Source organism: Collinsella sp. wc0583 (genome assembly GCF_046116915.1).
Lineage (GTDB): Bacteria > Actinomycetota > Coriobacteriia > Coriobacteriales > Coriobacteriaceae > Collinsella.
In genome coordinates, this window is the sequence record NZ_JBJXBN010000001.1 from 278845 (window position 1) to 295727 (window position 16883).

General features: G+C 60.4%; 12 protein-coding genes and 2 tRNA genes. 8 read left to right on the plus strand and 6 right to left on the minus strand.

All coding sequences use genetic code 11. From position 1 onward, the window contains the following. Window positions 1–26: 26 nt before the first annotated feature. The 8 genes from ptsP to ACKUUJ_RS01265 all read left to right on the plus strand — a co-directional run bounded on the left by ptsP (window position 27) and on the right by ACKUUJ_RS01265 (window position 8079). A complete protein-coding gene (gene ptsP / locus ACKUUJ_RS01230) occupies window positions 27–1730 on the plus strand; it encodes a phosphoenolpyruvate--protein phosphotransferase (RefSeq protein WP_409064460.1) in 1704 nt (567 codons plus the stop codon). 74 nt (window positions 1731–1804) lie between these two features. Beyond that, complete coding sequence (locus ACKUUJ_RS01235; RefSeq protein ID WP_152076986.1) at window positions 1805–2737, plus strand: 1-phosphofructokinase family hexose kinase; 933 nt, start codon at window positions 1805–1807, stop codon at window positions 2735–2737. 216 nt (window positions 2738–2953) lie between these two features. Further along, window positions 2954–3886 carry a 1-phosphofructokinase family hexose kinase gene (locus ACKUUJ_RS01240; protein WP_409064388.1) on the plus strand — a complete coding sequence of 311 codons (933 nt, stop codon included), beginning with the start codon at window positions 2954–2956 and terminating at the stop codon, window positions 3884–3886. 195 nt (window positions 3887–4081) lie between these two features. Then, window positions 4082–5476, plus strand: coding sequence for a CCA tRNA nucleotidyltransferase (locus tag ACKUUJ_RS01245; protein ID WP_409064389.1), 1395 nt, complete (start codon window positions 4082–4084; stop codon window positions 5474–5476). A gap of 235 nt (window positions 5477–5711) precedes the next feature. Then, window positions 5712–5788, plus strand: a tRNA-Glu gene (locus tag ACKUUJ_RS01250). A 22-nt stretch (window positions 5789–5810) separates the two neighbouring features. Then, window positions 5811–5887 (plus strand) — tRNA-Glu (locus ACKUUJ_RS01255). A 151-nt stretch (window positions 5888–6038) separates the two neighbouring features. Then, entirely contained in the window at window positions 6039–7331 is a 1293-nt protein-coding gene (locus ACKUUJ_RS01260) for a YbhN family protein (RefSeq protein WP_409064390.1), read from the plus strand. Between the two features lie 136 nt (window positions 7332–7467). Continuing rightward, window positions 7468–8079, plus strand: coding sequence for a TetR/AcrR family transcriptional regulator (locus ACKUUJ_RS01265; RefSeq protein WP_409064391.1), 612 nt, complete (start codon window positions 7468–7470; stop codon window positions 8077–8079). A gap of 102 nt (window positions 8080–8181) precedes the next feature. Here the strand turns inward: ACKUUJ_RS01265 and ACKUUJ_RS01270 are convergent, their stop codons facing one another. The 6 genes from ACKUUJ_RS01270 to metK all read right to left on the minus strand — a co-directional run bounded on the left by ACKUUJ_RS01270 (window position 8182) and on the right by metK (window position 16826). After that, window positions 8182–9396, minus strand: coding sequence for an ABC transporter permease (locus ACKUUJ_RS01270; RefSeq protein WP_409064392.1), 1215 nt, complete (start codon window positions 9394–9396; stop codon window positions 8182–8184). Beyond that, the gene (locus ACKUUJ_RS01275) at window positions 9393–10166 is read right to left on the minus strand and encodes an ABC transporter ATP-binding protein (protein ID WP_409064393.1); all 774 of its coding nucleotides are present in this window, start codon (window positions 10164–10166) and stop codon (window positions 9393–9395) included. The genes ACKUUJ_RS01270 and ACKUUJ_RS01275 overlap by 4 nt, the downstream gene beginning before the upstream one ends. Then, on the minus strand, window positions 10166–11578 hold the full coding sequence (locus ACKUUJ_RS01280) for an efflux RND transporter periplasmic adaptor subunit (protein WP_409064394.1): 1413 nt from the start codon (window positions 11576–11578) through the stop codon (window positions 10166–10168). The genes ACKUUJ_RS01275 and ACKUUJ_RS01280 overlap by 1 nt, the downstream gene beginning before the upstream one ends. Before the next feature lie 128 nt (window positions 11579–11706). Further along, entirely contained in the window at window positions 11707–13443 is a 1737-nt protein-coding gene (locus ACKUUJ_RS01285; RefSeq protein WP_409064395.1) for a L,D-transpeptidase, read from the minus strand. 150 nt (window positions 13444–13593) lie between these two features. Beyond that, entirely contained in the window at window positions 13594–15201 is a 1608-nt protein-coding gene (gene sdaAA, locus ACKUUJ_RS01290; RefSeq protein WP_409064396.1) for an L-serine ammonia-lyase, iron-sulfur-dependent, subunit alpha, read from the minus strand. A 344-nt stretch (window positions 15202–15545) separates the two neighbouring features. After that, on the minus strand, window positions 15546–16826 hold the full coding sequence (gene metK, locus ACKUUJ_RS01295; RefSeq protein WP_390397706.1) for a methionine adenosyltransferase: 1281 nt from the start codon (window positions 16824–16826) through the stop codon (window positions 15546–15548). Window positions 16827–16883: the final 57 nt, after the last annotated feature.

The following is a 16883-nucleotide window of genomic DNA, read 5'->3' on the forward strand; positions in this document are numbered from 1 at the left end:
CACATGACACGGAGAGAGGAATGGGAATGTATCAGGGAGTCAACGCTTCCGAGGGCATCGGTATCGGCACCGTTATGGTCGCCGTCGATCCCGACTTGACGTTTGAGCCGCACCAGGTTGCTGATTCGGCAGCAGAGAAGGAGCGCTATCAGTCCGCTCTTTCGGTCTTCTGCGAGAAGACCCAGGCTCAGGCCGACCACATGAAGGAGACGGTGGGCGAGGCCGAGGCCGAGATCATGAGCGGACACATCGTCCTGGCTCAGGACCCGGGCATGACCGACGCCATCAACGCCGCCATTGACGGCGGCACCTGCGCCGAGCAGGCGCTCATGGACACCTCGACCATGTTCGAGAACATGTTCCTGTCCATGGACGACGAGATGTTCCGTCTGCGCGCGGCCGATATCGCCGACATCCGCACCGGTATTCTGGCCGAGCTGCTGGGCAAGGAGGTCGTCGACCTTTCCGTCCTGCCCGAGAACACCGTCGTTGTCGTGCACGACCTTACGCCGTCCATGACCGCCACGATCGATAAGGCCCACGTTGCCGGTATCGTCACCGAGACCGGTGGCCGTACGTCGCACTCCGCGATTATCGCGCGCGCCCTCGAGATCCCGGCTGTCCTTTCGGTTTCCAACAGCTGCACCGCACTGCGCAACGGCATGACCGTTGTCGTCGACGGTGGCAAGGGCATCGTCGAGGCCGATCCCGACGAGGAGACGCTCGCCGCCTACACAGCCAAGGCCGAGGCCTTCGCTGCCGAGAAGGCAGCCCTCGAGGCCTTCCGCGGCAAGCCTTCTGTGACTGCCGATGGCATCAAGAAGATCATTGCCTGCAACATCGGTAACCCCGATGACGTGCCCAACGCGCTCGATCACGACGCCGAGGCTATCGGTCTGTTCCGCTCCGAGTTCCTGTTCATGGACTCTGCTGAGCTTCCTTCCGAGGAGGAGCAGTTCAACGCCTACCGCAAGGTCGCCAGCGCGCTCAAGGGCGCTCCGGTCATCATTCGTACGCTTGATGTGGGCGGCGACAAGGAGATCCCGTACCTGCACATGGTCAAGGAAGACAACCCCTTCATGGGCTTCCGCGCCGTGCGTTACTGCCTGGCCAATCCCGACCAGTACAAGGTCCAGCTCCGCGCCCTGCTGCGCGCCAGCGCCTTCGGTGACGTCAAGATCATGATCCCGCTCGTCACCTGCGTCGAGGAGGTCGTGGCTGTCAAGGAGCTCGTCGAGCAGTGCAAGGCCGAGCTGACCGAAGAGGGTCGCAAGTTCAACGAGAATATCGAGGTCGGCATCATGGTCGAGACGCCCGCCGCTTCGCTGCTCGCTGACCGTCTTGCCGAGGTCGCCGACTTCTTCTCCATCGGCACCAACGACCTGATCGGCTACACCATGTGCGCCGACCGTGGCAACGACACCATCTCCAACCTGTACCAGGTGTACTATCCCGCCGTGCTCCGCTCGCTCAAGAACATCATCGAGAGCGGCGTGAAGGCCGGCATCATGGTCGGTATGTGCGGCGAGGCCGCTGCCGATCCGCTGCTCGAGCCGTTGCTGATCAGCTGGGGTCTGGAGGAGTTCTCGATGAGCGCTCCGTCTATCCTGCGCGCCCGCAAGACCATCAGCCAGTGGACCAAGGCCGAGTGCGACGAGCTCGCCGAGAAGGCGCTCGCCTGCAACACCGCCGCCGAGGTCAAGGCGCTGCTCGAGTCTGCAGCTCGCTAATTTGGTATCAGAGGTAACCGCGTGGTTGGAATGGGCCGGCCACGCGGCCCTCACATATACAGGGGGTACTGTAAATGTTCTACACGCTAACCGCTAACCCGGCTGTCGATATGACGGTTTCGAGCTCTCCGCTCGAGCCCGACGAGAACGTCCGCACCGGCTCGGCCAGCTACACGGCAAACGGTAAGGGCCTCGACGTGTCCTTCGCCTTTAAGAAGATGGGCGTCGACACCGTCGCGCTCGGCTTCTTCGCTGGCTTCACGGGCAAGTTCATCGTCGAGGAGGTCATGAACCTGGGTTGCCTGTGCCGCCCGGTCTGGACCGACGGCATCACGCGTATCAACACCTACGTCAACGATGGCCAGCACGAGTACGGCATCCTGAACCCCGGCGCCCCGATTACGCCGGAGCATCAGAAGGAGCTCTACAACATCCTGGACACCGCGGGCGATCTTGAGTGCCTGATTGTCTCCGGCTCCGTGCCTCCCAAAGCTACGCCCGACTTCCTGGCTCAGGTCATGGAGCATGCTCAGGCCCGTGGCGCCGACGTCGTCCTGGACCTGTCCTCCGACAAGCTCAAGGAGCTCGCTCACAAGAAGCCGCTGCTCATTAAGCCGAACCATCACGAGATGAAGGCCATCTTCGGCGTGCCGGTCGACACCGACGACGAGGTCCGCGTTGCCATGAAGCTCGCCCACGACGCCGGCGTTCAGAACGTGCTGCTCACCCGTGGTAGCCGCGGCGACGCTTACTTCTCTAACGGCGAGGACATCTGGTACGCCAAGCGTGAGTTCAACATCAAGCTGGTCTCTTCTGTCTGCGCCGGCGACTGCACCCTCGCTGCGTTCCTGCACAAGTGGTACAGGGATCGCGACAACGTCGAGGAGGCCATGAAGCTCGCTATGGCTACCGGCGCTAACGTCGCTGAGTCCGTCGGCATCGGCGACTTCGGCCACGTCGATGAGTACAGCAAGCGCGTTGCTGTCCGCAAGCTCGATCGCAAGTAAGCGAAACTCATTATTTTCGCGTGCATGGCGCCCCGGTTTTGGCCGGGGCGCCATTTTTGTATATTGTGGGCGAGCGACAGGACAAGGACCCTGTTTCTTTTGCCCGTCATCCCGTCGCCCTGCACGCGTTCTACACCGTTCGCCGAGTTGCTATGGTCTTTTCCCGAAGCGTGGAATATACTTTCACTAACACGTTGCCTTGTGAAAGGAACTTACATGATTTACACGCTCACTGCAAATCCCGCCATTGACTACAACATTGCCTGCGATGGTCTTTCCGCCAACACCGTCACGCGTACTCGCAACGCCGTCTATACGCCCAACGGCAAGGGCCTCAACGTCTCGTTTACGCTTGACCACTACGGTGTCGACACCACGATCCTGGGCTTCTTCGCTGGCTTCTCGGGCGAGTTCATCGTCAAGGGCGCCGAGGCCCTGGGCGTGCCCGTCAAGCCCGTGTGGACCGACGGCATCACGCGCGTCAACGTGTTCCTCAATGCCGGCCCCGACACCGAGTACAACATGGTCAACGCCGGTGCCGCCATCAATGAGGCCAACGAGCAGGAGATGTTTGAACTTATCGATTCGCTCGATGACATGACCTGCCTGGTCATCAGCGGCTCGCTGCCTCCCAACACTTCCGAGGGCTTCTTGGCCGAGGTCCTGCGCCGTGTCAAGGCCAAGGGGGCCGAGTTCGTCCTCGACATCTCGAGCCATCAGCTGGCAGACCTCATTGCTCTGGAGCCACTGCTGATCAAGCCCAATGACGACGAGCTGCTTGACATCTTTGGCATCAAGGTGAGCGGTGGCGACGACGAGTCCGTCAAGGGCGCTATGGCCGAGCTGCACGCCAAGGGCGCCAAGAACGTGCTGCTGACCCTTGGTGGCGCCGGTGCGTACTTCTCCAACGGCAAGCACATCTGGTTTGCTAACCGCACCTTCGACGTCAAGCTGCTGTCGACGGTGTGTGCTGGCGATTCCTCGCTCGCTGCCTTCCTGTCCGTGTGGCATGACGCCCCCGAGCGCGTCGAGGACGCCCTGCGCCTGTCGATGGCCACCGGCGCCAACGTGGTCGAGTGCCCCGGTTTGGGCGATTTTGCCAAGGTGGACGAATATAAGAAGCACATCGAGGTTCGCCAGGTCTGCTAGCCGCATCGATACATCGTTGCCGAACACCCGCTTTGGATTACCAAGGCGGGTGTTTTTTGCGCGCTGAACATATGTGGTGTCTGCTGTTTCGTTCGTTCGAATTGACGATACGATTGCATGTGCGCGCATGCCCGTTTCTTGTTAGACTTCTTGAGAACCATCGATTAACGCTTGCAGGCGTAGGAGGCCATAGGTATGTGCAATGTTTCGCTCAACGGTACGCAGCCCTCAGACGCCTCCCTGCGTGTGCTATATGCGCTTGAGGCAGCCGGTCTTGAGGCCTGGTTCGTGGGCGGTTGGGTACGTGACGCATTGATGGGACGCCCCAGCCACGATGTTGATATGTGCTGCAGCGGCCTGTGGCAGGAGTCCAAGGCGGCACTCGAGGCCGCTGACATTGCCGTGGTTGAATCGGGCATTAAATTTGGCGGCATCACCGCCATTTGTGACGATGAGCGCATCGAAGTCACGACGTATCGTTTGGACGGCTTTTACACTGATGGTCGCCATCCCCAGAGTGTGCAGCGTGCGGCCTCGCTTGAGGACGATCTGGCGCGTCGTGACTTTACCGTTAACGCTATGGCTTGGCATCCGCAGCGCGGTCTTGTCGACCGGTACGATGGCCAGGGTGACCTGGAGCGTAAGTTGATCCGTGCCGTCGGGGATCCCAAGCGTCGCTTTAATGAGGATGCGCTTCGCATGCTGCGCGCCGTGCGTTTTGCCTGTCGTTTGGATTTTATGATCGAGCCTAAGACCAAACAGGCGCTTGCCGAATGCTCATCGCTGCTCGATGCCGTGGCACGCGAGCGCGTGGGCATTGAGCTCGAAGGCATTCTTTCGACCGGTCACGGGGGAGACGCGATGCTGCGCTATCCCGAGCTTATTTGTGTCGCCGTGCCCGAACTTTCGCCTGCTCGTGGGTTTGACCAGCGCAGCGTCTACCATGCCTTTAATGTCTATGAGCATATTGCTCGCGTGTTGACGGTGGCGGGGGAGCTGGCGCTGTGTGACGGCGTGGAGCCTTCGCCGAGCCTTATGTGGGCGGCGTTTTTGCATGACGTCTCCAAGCCCGATTGCTTTACGGTCGACCATGCGGGCAGCGGCCACTTTTACGGTCATCCCGAGCTTGGCGCCAAGAAGGCTCGCGCCATTATGGATCGTCTGGCGCTTTCGCACGATTTGGTTCGCGATGTGTGTCTGCTTATCAAGTATCATGATAAGCCGCTGCGCCCCGAGCGCTCCTGTTTGCTCAATATGATGCGCTTGCTTTCGGGCGAGGGTGTTGACACGCCGCGTTTGATTGACGAGCTTATGGACCTTAAACGTGCCGATACGCTCGGTAAGGCGCCGTCGTGCTTCTATTACGTCGAGACGATCGAGGAGATGCGTTCGCTCGCCCACGAACTGCTTGAGGCGGGGGAGCCCTATACGCTCAAGATGCTTGCCATCAACGGCGGCGACCTGATTCGCGCCGGCGTCAAGCCGGGGCCGGAGTTGGGGCAGCTGCTCAACGCCGCCCTCGACGCTGTGATCGAGGACAATGTTCCCAACGAGCGCGAAGTCCTCCTGACTCATCTCAACCTAGGATGATTTTTCTGGGACGGGGCTTAAAAATCATTTTGAATGAAGTTGTGGTCTTAAAGAATCGCTCGGCAATCTGAAATGATTTTTTAAGCCCCGTCCCAGAAAAATCATAGGCTGTGGCTTTTAACTGCGCTTTCCATAACCTCACGACAAAATCTGAGCAATTTGGAATTTCTTCTTGCGCTCGCGTTTTTTGTCCCGTAATATATTTCCTCGCAGCACGGCAGTGCAGATGTCATGTGGCCCGTTCGTCTAGCGGTTTAGGACGCCGCCCTCTCAAGGCGGAGATCACCAGTTCGAATCTGGTACGGGCTACCACTTCTTTTTTGCTGAGGCTTATGGCCCGTTCGTCTAGCGGTTTAGGACGCCGCCCTCTCAAGGCGGAGATCACCAGTTCGAATCTGGTACGGGCTACCATGTTTTAGATACCCGGTCTTTCGTAAGAAGGCCGGGTTTTTTATTGCATGCGGGCTGGTCTGTTAATCCCATTTGCCTCATAGCTTTACGTTTTGCTCATCTCCCATACGGGTACAATAGGCCAGATACTTTGATGGTCAGAAGGAGCCTCATGACGGAGTCCTCTCAGCATAGCCCAAAGCCCCAGGTCGAGGTTTCTGGCGGCGATGACAACAAGAGCGCGCGTCGCGGCGCCATCTTTATCGGCGTTGTGCTGATCGGCTATATCGTCTATCTGGTCGTGACCGGGCAGATGGGGCAGTTTTGGGCCGCCATGTCCAGCGTTCAGATGCCCTGGCTCTTTGCTGCATGCTTTTGCATGTTTCTGTATCTCGTTTTTGGCATCGTGGCGTACGCGATTGCCGTTTGGCTCGACCCCGATTCGCCCGTCGGCATCCGCGACCTCATTTCGGTCGAGGCGAGCGGCATCTTCTTTGGCAACCTGACGCCCATGATGATGGGCTCTACGCCTGCCCAGATTTACCGCCTGACCAAAGCCGGCCAAAACGTGGGCGAAGCAGGTGCCACGCAGTTTACGCGCTTTATCGTGTACCAATTTGGTTTGGTGGCATGGGGCGCCATTCTGCTGCTCGCCCGTATGCCGTTTTTCGCCGAGCGTTATGGCGACATGACACTGCTGTGCGTCTTTAGCTTTGGCGGCCACTGCTGCATTCTGCTCGGCATCTTTGCCGTGGCGTTGATGCCCAAGACCGTCACGCATGTCGCACATTGCATCATCAATTGGCTTGAGCGCGTGGGCGTCTCCGCCACTAAGATCGAGGGCTGGCGCACCTTTGTCGACGGCGAGATCTATTCGTTCTCCGAGAAATTCAAACTCTCCGCCGGCCATTTTTCGTCCATGCTGCTCACGGTCGTCATCACTATGCTGCAGCTGGCGTTTTTCTACCTGGTTCCGTACTTTTTGATGCTCTCCTTTGGCCACCACGAAGTCGACTTTTTCTCGGTCATGGCCGCGAGTGCCTTTGTCCAGCTGCTGAGCTCCGCCGTTCCGCTGCCCGGTGGCACCGGTGGCGCCGAGGGCGGCTTCGCACTGTTTTTGGGTCACTTTTTTGGCACGGCATCGACTGCCGGCTATCTGCTGTGGCGTCTGATCACCTTTATCGCGCCGACCATTTTGGCCGCCCCGCTGCTGGGCCTTAAGAGCGCTCACAACGAGAGTATTCATGCACGCTGGGACCGTGTGATGCGAAAGCTCGGGCGTGCGCCTCAGACGCCCTCTACGCCCGTTAGGGCGCATCCTGCGTGCCAGGTTACCGTGGATCCCAATCAGCGTGCTCAAAAGGCTGCTGTGGCCTCTAAGCCGGCTCACAAGACCTACGTTCGTCAGACTGGTGACGGTATCCGCGTTTCTCCGTCGGCGCTTAATAAGAAGAAGAGGTCCTAGGGCTCAGTGGGCGAGTCGTGCGTTCTTGATGACGCCCGTCATTGCGATGTGAGATGTAGGATAATCCTCTTACGTTGATTATCTCCCACATGTAGAGAATTTACAGGTGGGCAGTTGACATGAAGGGGACACGTCTATGGCTACCACCAAACCGCGCCTTGACCGTCGTATCGTCCGAAGCCGCAATGCGATTCTTTCGGCGTTTGAGCGTCTGCTCATGGAAAAGCCCCTGGCCGATATTACGGTGAGCGCCATCGCGCGCGAGGCAAATGTCGACCGTAAGACCTTCTATGTGCACTTTGGCACGGTCGATGGCTTGCTCGATGCCATTGCCGTCGATGTGGTCGAGATGATTGTCGATTCGGTCGAGAAGACGCTTTCCTCCATGGGCGGCGACACCAACGAGCGCGCACTTGGCGCTGCGGCGTCCTTTTTCAAGACCGTTAACGAGGCGCTGTGCAACAACCTGGTGCTTAATCGCCAGTTGATCGAAAACATTCCGCTCGACGACTTTATGGCTCGCCTGCGTGTACCGCTCGAGCACGAGATCGCTGAGCGCGATCTGCTTCCCCAGGGCCTAAAGGACGAGATGTTCGATTACTACCTGGCGTTTTTGCTGTCCGGTATTATCGGCATCTATCGCACGTGGGCTTTGTCGGACGGCTCGGTTCCCATCGAGCGCGTCTCGGCGGTCGCCAACGACTTGACTCTCAACGGCCTGTCGAGCTTGGAATCTCGTTTCGAATAGCACTAGCGCCTTATCCTCCCTGAGTTGCGGTGAAATAAGGACTGAATTGGTCTTCTAGCGGCCTAAACAGTCCCTATTTCACCGCAACTTAGGGTTGAGGTTCTACTGGTAGCGCAGGCACTCGACTGGATCGAGCTTTGCGGCGCGGCGCGCGGGGTAGAAGCCAAAGATCACGCCGATGCCGACCGATACGGCAAACGCGATCAGCACGGTCGTAATGGAGAAGCTCGGCGTAATCGTCCCAGTGCCCCCTAACTCGTTCATAATGCCCGAGCTCGCTGCAAAGAACGTGAGCCCCCAGGCCAGCAGATAGCCAATCACGACACCTAAAATGCCGCCGGTGATGCACAGCGCCGAGGATTCGGCCAGGAACTGGGCCGTGATATCGCGTCGGCTTGCGCCCAGGGCCCGGCGAATGCCAATTTCGCGAATGCGCTCGGTCACGTTGGTGAGCATCATGTTCATAATGCCGATTCCGCCCACAAGGAGCGAAATGCCAGCAACGGCGCCCATGATGAGCGAGAAGGCGCTCATAAAGGAGTTGAGGGCATCGATAGCGCTCTTCATGGAGCTTGCCGACACGCTGTCGTACTCGTCGTCCTCCGAGATGCCCTTCATGCTGCGCACCTTGGACTCGATCGTCTTGCAGAGCTCGTCCATATCGGTGTCCTCGGCGGCGAGTGCCGTCACACTGGGAAACGACGGATTGTCATCGCCGTAGAGCTCGGCGATCGTTGCTCGGGGCATGTACAGGCTCAGCGAGCCCATGGAGTCGTTGCCGCCGTCGATAACGCCAATGATCTGCACGTCTCCGCTCGAGACCTTGATGGTCTTGCCGATCGCGTCCTGCTCGTTGCCGTACAGCTGCTCGGCGCCGCCGCGGCCGATGAGCGCCACCCGAGCGCCGGATTTGGACTCGATGTCGCTATAGGTGCGACCGGCAACGATCTTGCTGGCGCCCACGGCATCGAGCATGTCACTATCGACGCCCTGTGCCATGACGGTATAGCTTTTATCTCCAACTTTGTACTCGGAATAGGCGCTGTCGACGATGCCGATCTGCTCAATTTGCGGCACCATCTTGCGCAGCTTCTCGACGTCCGAATCGGTGAGCTCTTGGGACGAGTAGATCTGCACCATGCGGGCCGCGTTGAGGCCCAAGCTGTTGACCAGGCTGTTTTGGATGCCGCCGATGAGCGAGGTCATGGCTATGACCGAGGCGATGCCAATGACGATGCCTAGGATGGTGAGCAGGCTGCGACCCTTGTTGGCCTCGAGCGAGTGCAGGGCTTCTTGGATAAGATCTCGGGTGCTCATGCCTTCGCTCCTTTCGGCCACGTGGAAGATGTACAAGTCGCGGGTAGGTTGCTGATGGCGCCGCGTAGCGTATTCGGCGCATGCGCGATATATGCGCCGTCATGGATTCGCCCGTCGCGAATGGTCACGGCACGGTCGGCCTCGGCGGCAATGCCCGGGTCGTGCGTGATGAGTACGATGGTCTTGCCGCGCTCCTGGAGCTTGTGGAAGGTTTCCATGACGAGCGCCCCGGTTGCCGAGTCCAGGTTTCCCGTGGGCTCGTCGGCCAGGATGATGGGCGGATCGTTGACGAGGGCGCGCGCGATGGCGACGCGCTGCATCTGTCCACCCGAGAGTTCCGATATGCGGTGGTCCCAATGGTCGACCGGTAGCGTGACGGCTTGCAGCGCGTGCACGGCGCGCATCTCGCGCTGGTTGCGCGGCACATTGGTGTAGGACAGCGGCAGCATGACGTTTTCGATAACCGACAGACGCGGCAGCAGGTTGAAACTCTGAAAGACAAAGCCGATGCTCAGCGCACGCACCTCGGTGAGCTCATCATCGTCGAGTTCGGCGACATTGAGGCCCTGCAGGTAATAGTCGCCCGCCGTCGGTTTGTCCAAGCAACCCAGGATGTTCATGAGCGTCGACTTGCCTGAGCCCGAGGGGCCGGTGATAGCGACGAACTCACCGGGGTCCACCGCCAGGCTCACATTGTGCAGGATGTGAGCGCAACCGGCCTCGCTCTCAAAGATGCGGTGCACGTTGCGGATGTCGATGACGGGGCGCATTACATGCCCTCGTCGGCCGGCATGCCGTCGCCGCCGTCTGCCGTCATGCCCGTGCCAGTATCCATAACGATAGTGTCGCCATCGCGCAGCTTGGTAACCGGCACGTTAGGGTTGATCTCGTTGCCCTGGTCGTCGCGCTTGACTTGCGTCTTGCCTACTACGGCGTCGTTGTCGTTTTGCGTCACAACGGTCACCTTCACGCGGCGCGTTTCCTTGCCTTCGCCGTCGGTTGCCACGTTGACGTAATAGTGTTCGCCGTCCTCGGTCATCAGCGCCATGGTGGGCACCATGACCACGTCGTCAAGCTGCTCGGTTACCACCGAGACCTCGGCAGTCATACCGGGCTTAAGGCGGCTATCTGGTGCCTCGATGAGGATGTCGACGTTAAAGGTCACGCTGCCGCCACCACCGTTGACGGCGTCGGAGTTTGCCACCGATGCGATAGCCGTGACGGTGCCCTGGCTCACGATATCGGGAAACGCGGGATAGGTAACGTTGGCGCTCTGGCCCGCGGCGATCTTGGCGATGTCCTTTTCGCCCACCTGAACCGTCACCTTCATCTTGGAGAGGTCGGCGATCTGCATGCACTGCTTGCCGCCGCTCGTGTCGCCTTCGCCCATGACCATGCCTCCGGTCACCGTAGCGCCCACTTTGGCGTTGAGCTCGACGATGCTACCTGAGCTGGGGGCCTTTACGGTGCGCTCTGCCGCCTTTGCATTTGCCTGGTCCAGGGTTGCCTGGGCCGAGGCGAGATTGCGCTGGGCGCTCGACACGGCGCTGGCGTCGGAGGTTACATCCGTCGGGGTGGTAGATCCGTCGACATCCAGCGTCGGTGCTGCCTGTGCGGCGGCGAGCGCCGCTTGTGCGTTTTTCAGGTCTTCCTGTGCGGCAGTCACCGCGCGCTGCGCCTCGGCAACGTTGCGATCGAGCTCGTCGTTTTTAATGGTCATGAGCACGTCGCCCTCGTTGACGCTCTGACCGGCCTGCACGTTGATCGATGCTACCGTGCCGTCGACAGAAGGGGAGACGACCGAAGCCGAGATGGGCATGAGCTGGCCTTTTGCCTCAACGGTAGTTGTAAACGTGCCCTCGGTGACCATGTCGGTCACTGGCTCGCTGGTACCAGCTGGCATTGCGTTGACGACTAAAGTAACAACAACGGCGATGAGCACAATAGCGCCCACGATGCCGGCAGCGATGCCGCGGCGGACGAGCTTTTTGCGGCGACGCTCCGCGCGCTTGACCTTGAGCTTTGCGTAGGCCTCATCGTCGGATATTCCGGCGTTACCTTGCTCGTCGTCGTTTTGCTGTGCCGTGGGGGCGCTTGTGATGAGCGGTAGAGTTTCAGTTGCGCTTTCCGGCGCGTGCCCGGTATCGTCGGGGCCCGGGGTGATGGTGGGGACATTCGACATAGCGTCTCCTTTATAGAACATACCGCGATAAGTATATGCGCCCACCGGTTGGGGCGGGCGCATAGGCGCGTTTCTTTCAGCATCGAAAGGTAGGTGTCGCTGAGCTTTGTTGCGTTGCGCGTGACGTGCTAGGAATGCACGACCACGCACAGACCGACTTTGATGCAGTCGTGGAGCGCCTTGGCATCGGCCAGGCGCAGATTGATGCAGCCGTGGCTACCGCACCATTTGTACGATTCGGCACTATCGAAACTCGAATCGTTTTGCCAGGTAGCGTCGTGGAAGCCAACCATGTTGCCCTCAAACGGCATCCAGTAGCTCACCGGGCTCTCGTATTTGGGCTTACCGGTCTTGGGGTCCTTGGCGCCGATAAGCTTGGTGGCGCCGTCGTTGCTGTTGATCTGCCACACGCCCTCGGGGGTGGCGTCTTCGCCCGGTTTGCCGGAAATAAAGTTGGCCTCCCACACGATATTGCCGCCCTCGTCATAGTAGCGTGCGTGCTGCTCGGACAGGTCGACGTCGATATACGCCTTCCAATCGGGCTCGCCCTTGGCGGTAAAGGTGTCGGCCTTCTGGGAGTAATTGATCTCAATTTCGCCGGTCTGCTTGTTGTTAATAGCATCCTCGACCTGCTTGGCAAGCGTGCTGCTATCGATAGACCAACCAAAGTCACCGCCTTCGACGGCACATTGCTTGCCATCGGCGCGCGTCCACCAACGAGTGGAGCCCACGGTGTTAAAGCCATTGGCGAGGTCTGCTGCCCAGTTGCTGATCTGGGAGGTGTCGAGTGTGGGGTTCGCGGGGTCGGCAAAGCTGATCCACTGCAGCACCGAGCTGCCGTCGACCTTGCCGGCATCGTTGCCGTTGAGCTTAAGGGTCACGTTAACGCCCAGGAAGTTGTTGGCGGCATCGCAAGCGGCCTGGATCTGGTCGTTGGTGAGCGTGCCGTTGAGCGGCTCGTAGGCATCGTTGCCGAGCTTCGTAAGATCGACGGTCTCGGCCAGCGACGCGAGCTCGATCTCCGCATACTTAATGACATGCTCGCGGTTGAGCTTTTCGTTGGAGCGGGCCTTCTCGACCGTGAACTTGCCCGCCTTCTCGTCGTAGGAGCTCGATGCCTCAAAGGTGCCCGAGCGGCCTTCGTTGAAAGCGTCGATGGCGGCGCCCAGATCCCCTTCGAACTGCTTTTGGTCAAAGGCGTCCGAGAGCATGGACAGGTCGACGTCCTGTTCCAGGTCGATGGTACCGTTTTTGGTTGCGCTAATGTTCTTGCCGCCGAGCGAGGCAATCAGGCGCGAAGGCCACAGCAGTGGCTCGTTGCTGCCGATAATCTCGTGGGCAGCTGCCTCGCCGTCGACGATGGGCTCGTCGGATTCGGGCTGATAGGTCCAGCTAAAGTCATCTCCCGAAACGGTGAGCTTGTAGTGCTTCCAGGCGGAGTCTACCTTGGTAGCGGCGGATGAGGCGTTGGAAAACGAGATATCGACGCCGGCGACGGTGGTGTTGGGGTAGGCAATCTGCGAAAACGCCACGACGCCCACGATATAGACGATAGCGACAAGGCCGAGGACGACGAAGAACGCCGTCTTGCCGCCCGTCTTATTGCCCTTTGCGGAGCGGTTGTCGGCGGGGCCGCGGTTGTTAGAAACTCGAGTGTGCGAAGGGCCCTGGTTGTGACCGGCGCCATGTGCGGAACGCTGCTGACGCTGCTGATGCTGGCCCTGATTGGGGCGCGGGGAGGTATTTGCCGCGCCGTGCTGTTGGCCATGAGCTGGCGCTACGGGACGCGGCGATTGGATGCCTCCGGGCTGCCTGCTGGGCTGTTGCGGATCGGGGATCAGTTGGCTGCGGTCGATTTGCGACATCGTATATATTTCCTTCGAGTTTCGCCTTACGGCTCATCGTGTTTTAACTGGGCTTGAATTATAGCGATTACGCAGTTGCTTGTGTTACGAAAACAGTGGCGATAAACGATAGGTGGGACATATGTCCCACCTATCGTTCGCTTTTGCTCGCTATCCGCATATTCCGCATTTTGCGCACGCCGAGAGTGCTGCCGGTGCCTGCGCGATGCCGCCCTTGGCCGTCTCGCGCAGCGTGGCGGGCAGGGCGTGGCCAACCGAGAGCATCACGTGCGCCATCTGGTCAAACGGCACCAGGCTCTTGATGCCGGCGAGGGCGAGCTGCGCCGAGCTGAAGGCCGCGGCCACGCCGATGGCGTTGCGGTTTTGGCAGGGCACCTCGACAAGGCCACCGACGGGGTCGCAAACGAGGCCCAACAGGTTGCTCAGTGCGATGGAGCTGGCGTCGAGCGCCTGCTCGGGAGTGCCGCCCATCATCTGGACCAGCGCGGCGGCGGCCATGGCGGCAGCGCTTCCAACCTCGGCCTGGCATCCGCCCTCGGCGCCGGCGACGCAGGCGCTCGTGGTGAGGTTGAGGCCGATGGCGGCGGCGCAGTAGAGGGCATCCATGACCTGTTCGTCGTCGAGCTGGAGGTGATCGGCGAGCGCCAGCACGCAGCCGGGGACGACGCCCGCGGAGCCGGCCGTGGGGGCGGCAACGATCACGCCCATGGTGGCGGAGCGCTCGAGCACGGCCATCGCGCGGGCCACGGCATCGGTCTGAACGGGGCCCATCAGGCTTGTGCTCAAATCGTTGCGGCAGGTGGCATCGACGAGCTTGGCCTCGCCGCCGATCAGCCCGCCGAGCGATCGCTGCGGATTGGCGATGGGCGCCGTGGTCTCCTCGCGCATGACGTCGAGCACGCGGCGCATGGCTGCGATAGCATGGGCCTCGCCGGTTAGACGCGCCTCGCGCACGGCCATGACGGCGCCAATATTTAGGCCGAGCTCGGCGCACGCATCGAGCAGCTGCTCGCCGTCGTCGAAGATCTCCTTGGCCGAGACGCCGGGGGAGAGCGACGAGGCCGAGCCCGGGAGCTCGATAAATGTGGCGTAATCGACATTGTCGAGCTTTCGCAGCATGGGGACGACGGTGTCGTCGGGAGCGCCGTCGGTCTCAAAGACGGAGTAGGCCTGACCGCCCACCTCGGTGCGGTAGGTGCGGCAGAAGGCGATGTTGACGTGGGCGTAGGCAAGCAGGTTCGTGAGCGCGGCGAGCACGCCGGGGACGTCCTGGTGCGCCACGAAGAGCGTGGAATACATGCCCGAGATGTCGACGCCAACGCCGTTGATGCGGCTGATGCGCATCTTGCCGCCGCCAAGGCTCTCGCCGCGGACCTGTGCCGTGGCGCCCGTGTCGTCGACCATGTCGATGTCGACGGTGTTGGGGTGGATTGAGGCGTCGTCGCCCTTAATTTCAAAGTGATAGTCGAGGCCCTGCTCGCGCGCGAGGTCAAAGGCCTGCTTGATGTTCTCGTCGTCGGTATCGAGCCCCAAGATACCCGCGACGAGCGCGCGGTCGGTGCCGTGGCCGCGGTAGGTATGGGCAAAGGAGTTCCACAGGCCAAAGGTGACCTTGGTGATGCGACCTTCCAGCAGGCTGGCGGCAACCTGGGCGCAGCGCAGGGCGCCGGCGGTGTGCGATGAGCTGGGGCCGACCATGATGGGGCCCAAGATCTCGAATGCCGAGGTCGTAGCTAGTGTTTGCGGCTTGCCTGCCATGGCTGCTCCTTTATCTTATCTCTTCGTCCCGAGGGGTGGGGCATACTCTGTCCCGCCGTTCCGAGGGCTTTAGTATTTGGTCGCCTGCTCGGACAGTCCTGCTCGCACGGAGGCCGCATTAAGTGGCCTCCGGCTCGTGCGGAACTCGCGATCGACCAAATACTAAAGCTCTCGGAACTTAGGATACATGGTAGAGGCACGCTTGCTGCAAAATTCATCGGCTGGGGACCTATTCTGCGTCCCATGTTGACTCATCTTCGCCACCGGTTAATAAATAAGAGGTACCGGTTGTTCCGGTACCTCTATTTGTGCGTTTCTATTTGATTGCAGCTTTTGCCGCTTGCTTACAGGCCGCAGGCTGCTTTGAGTTCTTTGACTCGATCGGTCTTTTCCCAGGTGAAGTCGGGGTCTTCTCGGCCAAAGTGACCGTAGGCTGCCGTCTTCTCGTAGATCGGTCGACGCAGGTCCAGGTCGCGGATGATGGCGCCCGGGCGCAGGTCGAAGGTCTTCTCCACGGCCTCGACGATCTTGTCCTCGGCAACATGTGCGGTGCCAAAGGTGTCGACCATGATCGACAGCGGCTTGGACACGCCGATGGCGTAGGCCAGCTCGACCTCGCAGCGGTCGGCCAGGCCGGCAGCCACCACGTTCTTGGCGACCCAGCGCGCGGCGTATGCGGCGGAACGGTCGACCTTGGTGCAGTCCTTGCCGCTAAAGGCGCCGCCGCCGTGACGGCCGTAACCGCCGTAGGTGTCGACGATGATCTTGCGGCCGGTGAGGCCCGTGTCGCCCATGGGGCCGCCCACGACAAAGCGACCGGTGGGGTTCACGTAGATGTCGGCGTTGTTCCACGGCATGTTCTCGGCAGCCATGACGGGGGTGATGACGTGCTCGATGAGGTCGTCCTTGATCTTGCCCATGTCCTCAATTTCGGCAGCGTGCTGCGTGGAGATGACGATGGTCGTGACCTCGACTGGCTTGCCGTCCTCGTAGCGCACCGTGACCTGAGTCTTGCCGTCGGGGCGCAGATAGGGCAGGGTACCGTCGTGGCGCACGGCGGACAGGCGCTCGGCCAGGCGGCTTGCCAGGTAGTGCGGCATGGGCATGAGGGTCTTGGTCTCGTTGGAGGCGTAGCCGAACATCATGCCCTGGTCGCCGGCGCCGATCAGGTCGATCGGGTCGGTGGTAGCGCCGGTCTGGGTCTCGAAGGACTCGTCGACACCCTGGGCGATATCGGGCGACTGCTCGTGGATGAGGCTCATAACGCCGCAGGTATCGCAGTCAAAACCGAACTTTGCACGGTTGTAACCAATGCGGCGGATAACGCCACGGGCAATTTCCTGCACGTCGACGTAGGCCTGGGTGCGGATCTCGCCGGCAACGATGACGGTGCCGGTGGTCACGAGGGTCTCGCAGGCGCAGCGGACGTTTTCCACGTTGGCGGGCACGCCGTTGGGCGCAATATAGCCCTGCTCCTGCAGCTCTATTTCTTTGGCAAGGATTGCGTCGAGGACGGCATCGCTGATCTGGTCGGCGATCTTATCGGGATGACCTTCGGTCACCGACTCCGACGTAAACACAAAGGATCCGTGTTGGGGTGGGATGGAACGAAGCTCTTCTGACATGATTGTCCTTTCAAAAACGCGTCCCGGCGACCGTTACCATTCCGCCGGGCTCTGTAT

Excerpts from the sequence above, each read along its gene's own strand:
- ptsP (WP_409064460.1), top strand. The coding sequence starts at position 27 with ATGTATCAGGGAGTCAACGCTTCCGAGGGCATCGGTATCGGCACCGTT.
- ACKUUJ_RS01235 (WP_152076986.1), top strand. The coding sequence starts at position 1,805 with ATGTTCTACACGCTAACCGCTAACCCGGCTGTCGATATGACGGTTTCG.
- ACKUUJ_RS01240 (WP_409064388.1), top strand. The coding sequence starts at position 2,954 with ATGATTTACACGCTCACTGCAAATCCCGCCATTGACTACAACATTGCC.
- ACKUUJ_RS01245 (WP_409064389.1), top strand. The coding sequence starts at position 4,082 with ATGTGCAATGTTTCGCTCAACGGTACGCAGCCCTCAGACGCCTCCCTG.
- ACKUUJ_RS01260 (WP_409064390.1), top strand. The coding sequence starts at position 6,039 with ATGACGGAGTCCTCTCAGCATAGCCCAAAGCCCCAGGTCGAGGTTTCT.
- ACKUUJ_RS01265 (WP_409064391.1), top strand. The coding sequence starts at position 7,468 with ATGGCTACCACCAAACCGCGCCTTGACCGTCGTATCGTCCGAAGCCGC.
- ACKUUJ_RS01270 (WP_409064392.1), bottom strand. The coding sequence starts at position 9,396 with ATGAGCACCCGAGATCTTATCCAAGAAGCCCTGCACTCGCTCGAGGCC.
- ACKUUJ_RS01275 (WP_409064393.1), bottom strand. The coding sequence starts at position 10,166 with ATGCGCCCCGTCATCGACATCCGCAACGTGCACCGCATCTTTGAGAGC.
- ACKUUJ_RS01280 (WP_409064394.1), bottom strand. The coding sequence starts at position 11,578 with ATGTCGAATGTCCCCACCATCACCCCGGGCCCCGACGATACCGGGCAC.
- ACKUUJ_RS01285 (WP_409064395.1), bottom strand. The coding sequence starts at position 13,443 with ATGTCGCAAATCGACCGCAGCCAACTGATCCCCGATCCGCAACAGCCC.
- sdaAA (WP_409064396.1), bottom strand. The coding sequence starts at position 15,201 with ATGGCAGGCAAGCCGCAAACACTAGCTACGACCTCGGCATTCGAGATC.
- metK (WP_390397706.1), bottom strand. The coding sequence starts at position 16,826 with ATGTCAGAAGAGCTTCGTTCCATCCCACCCCAACACGGATCCTTTGTG.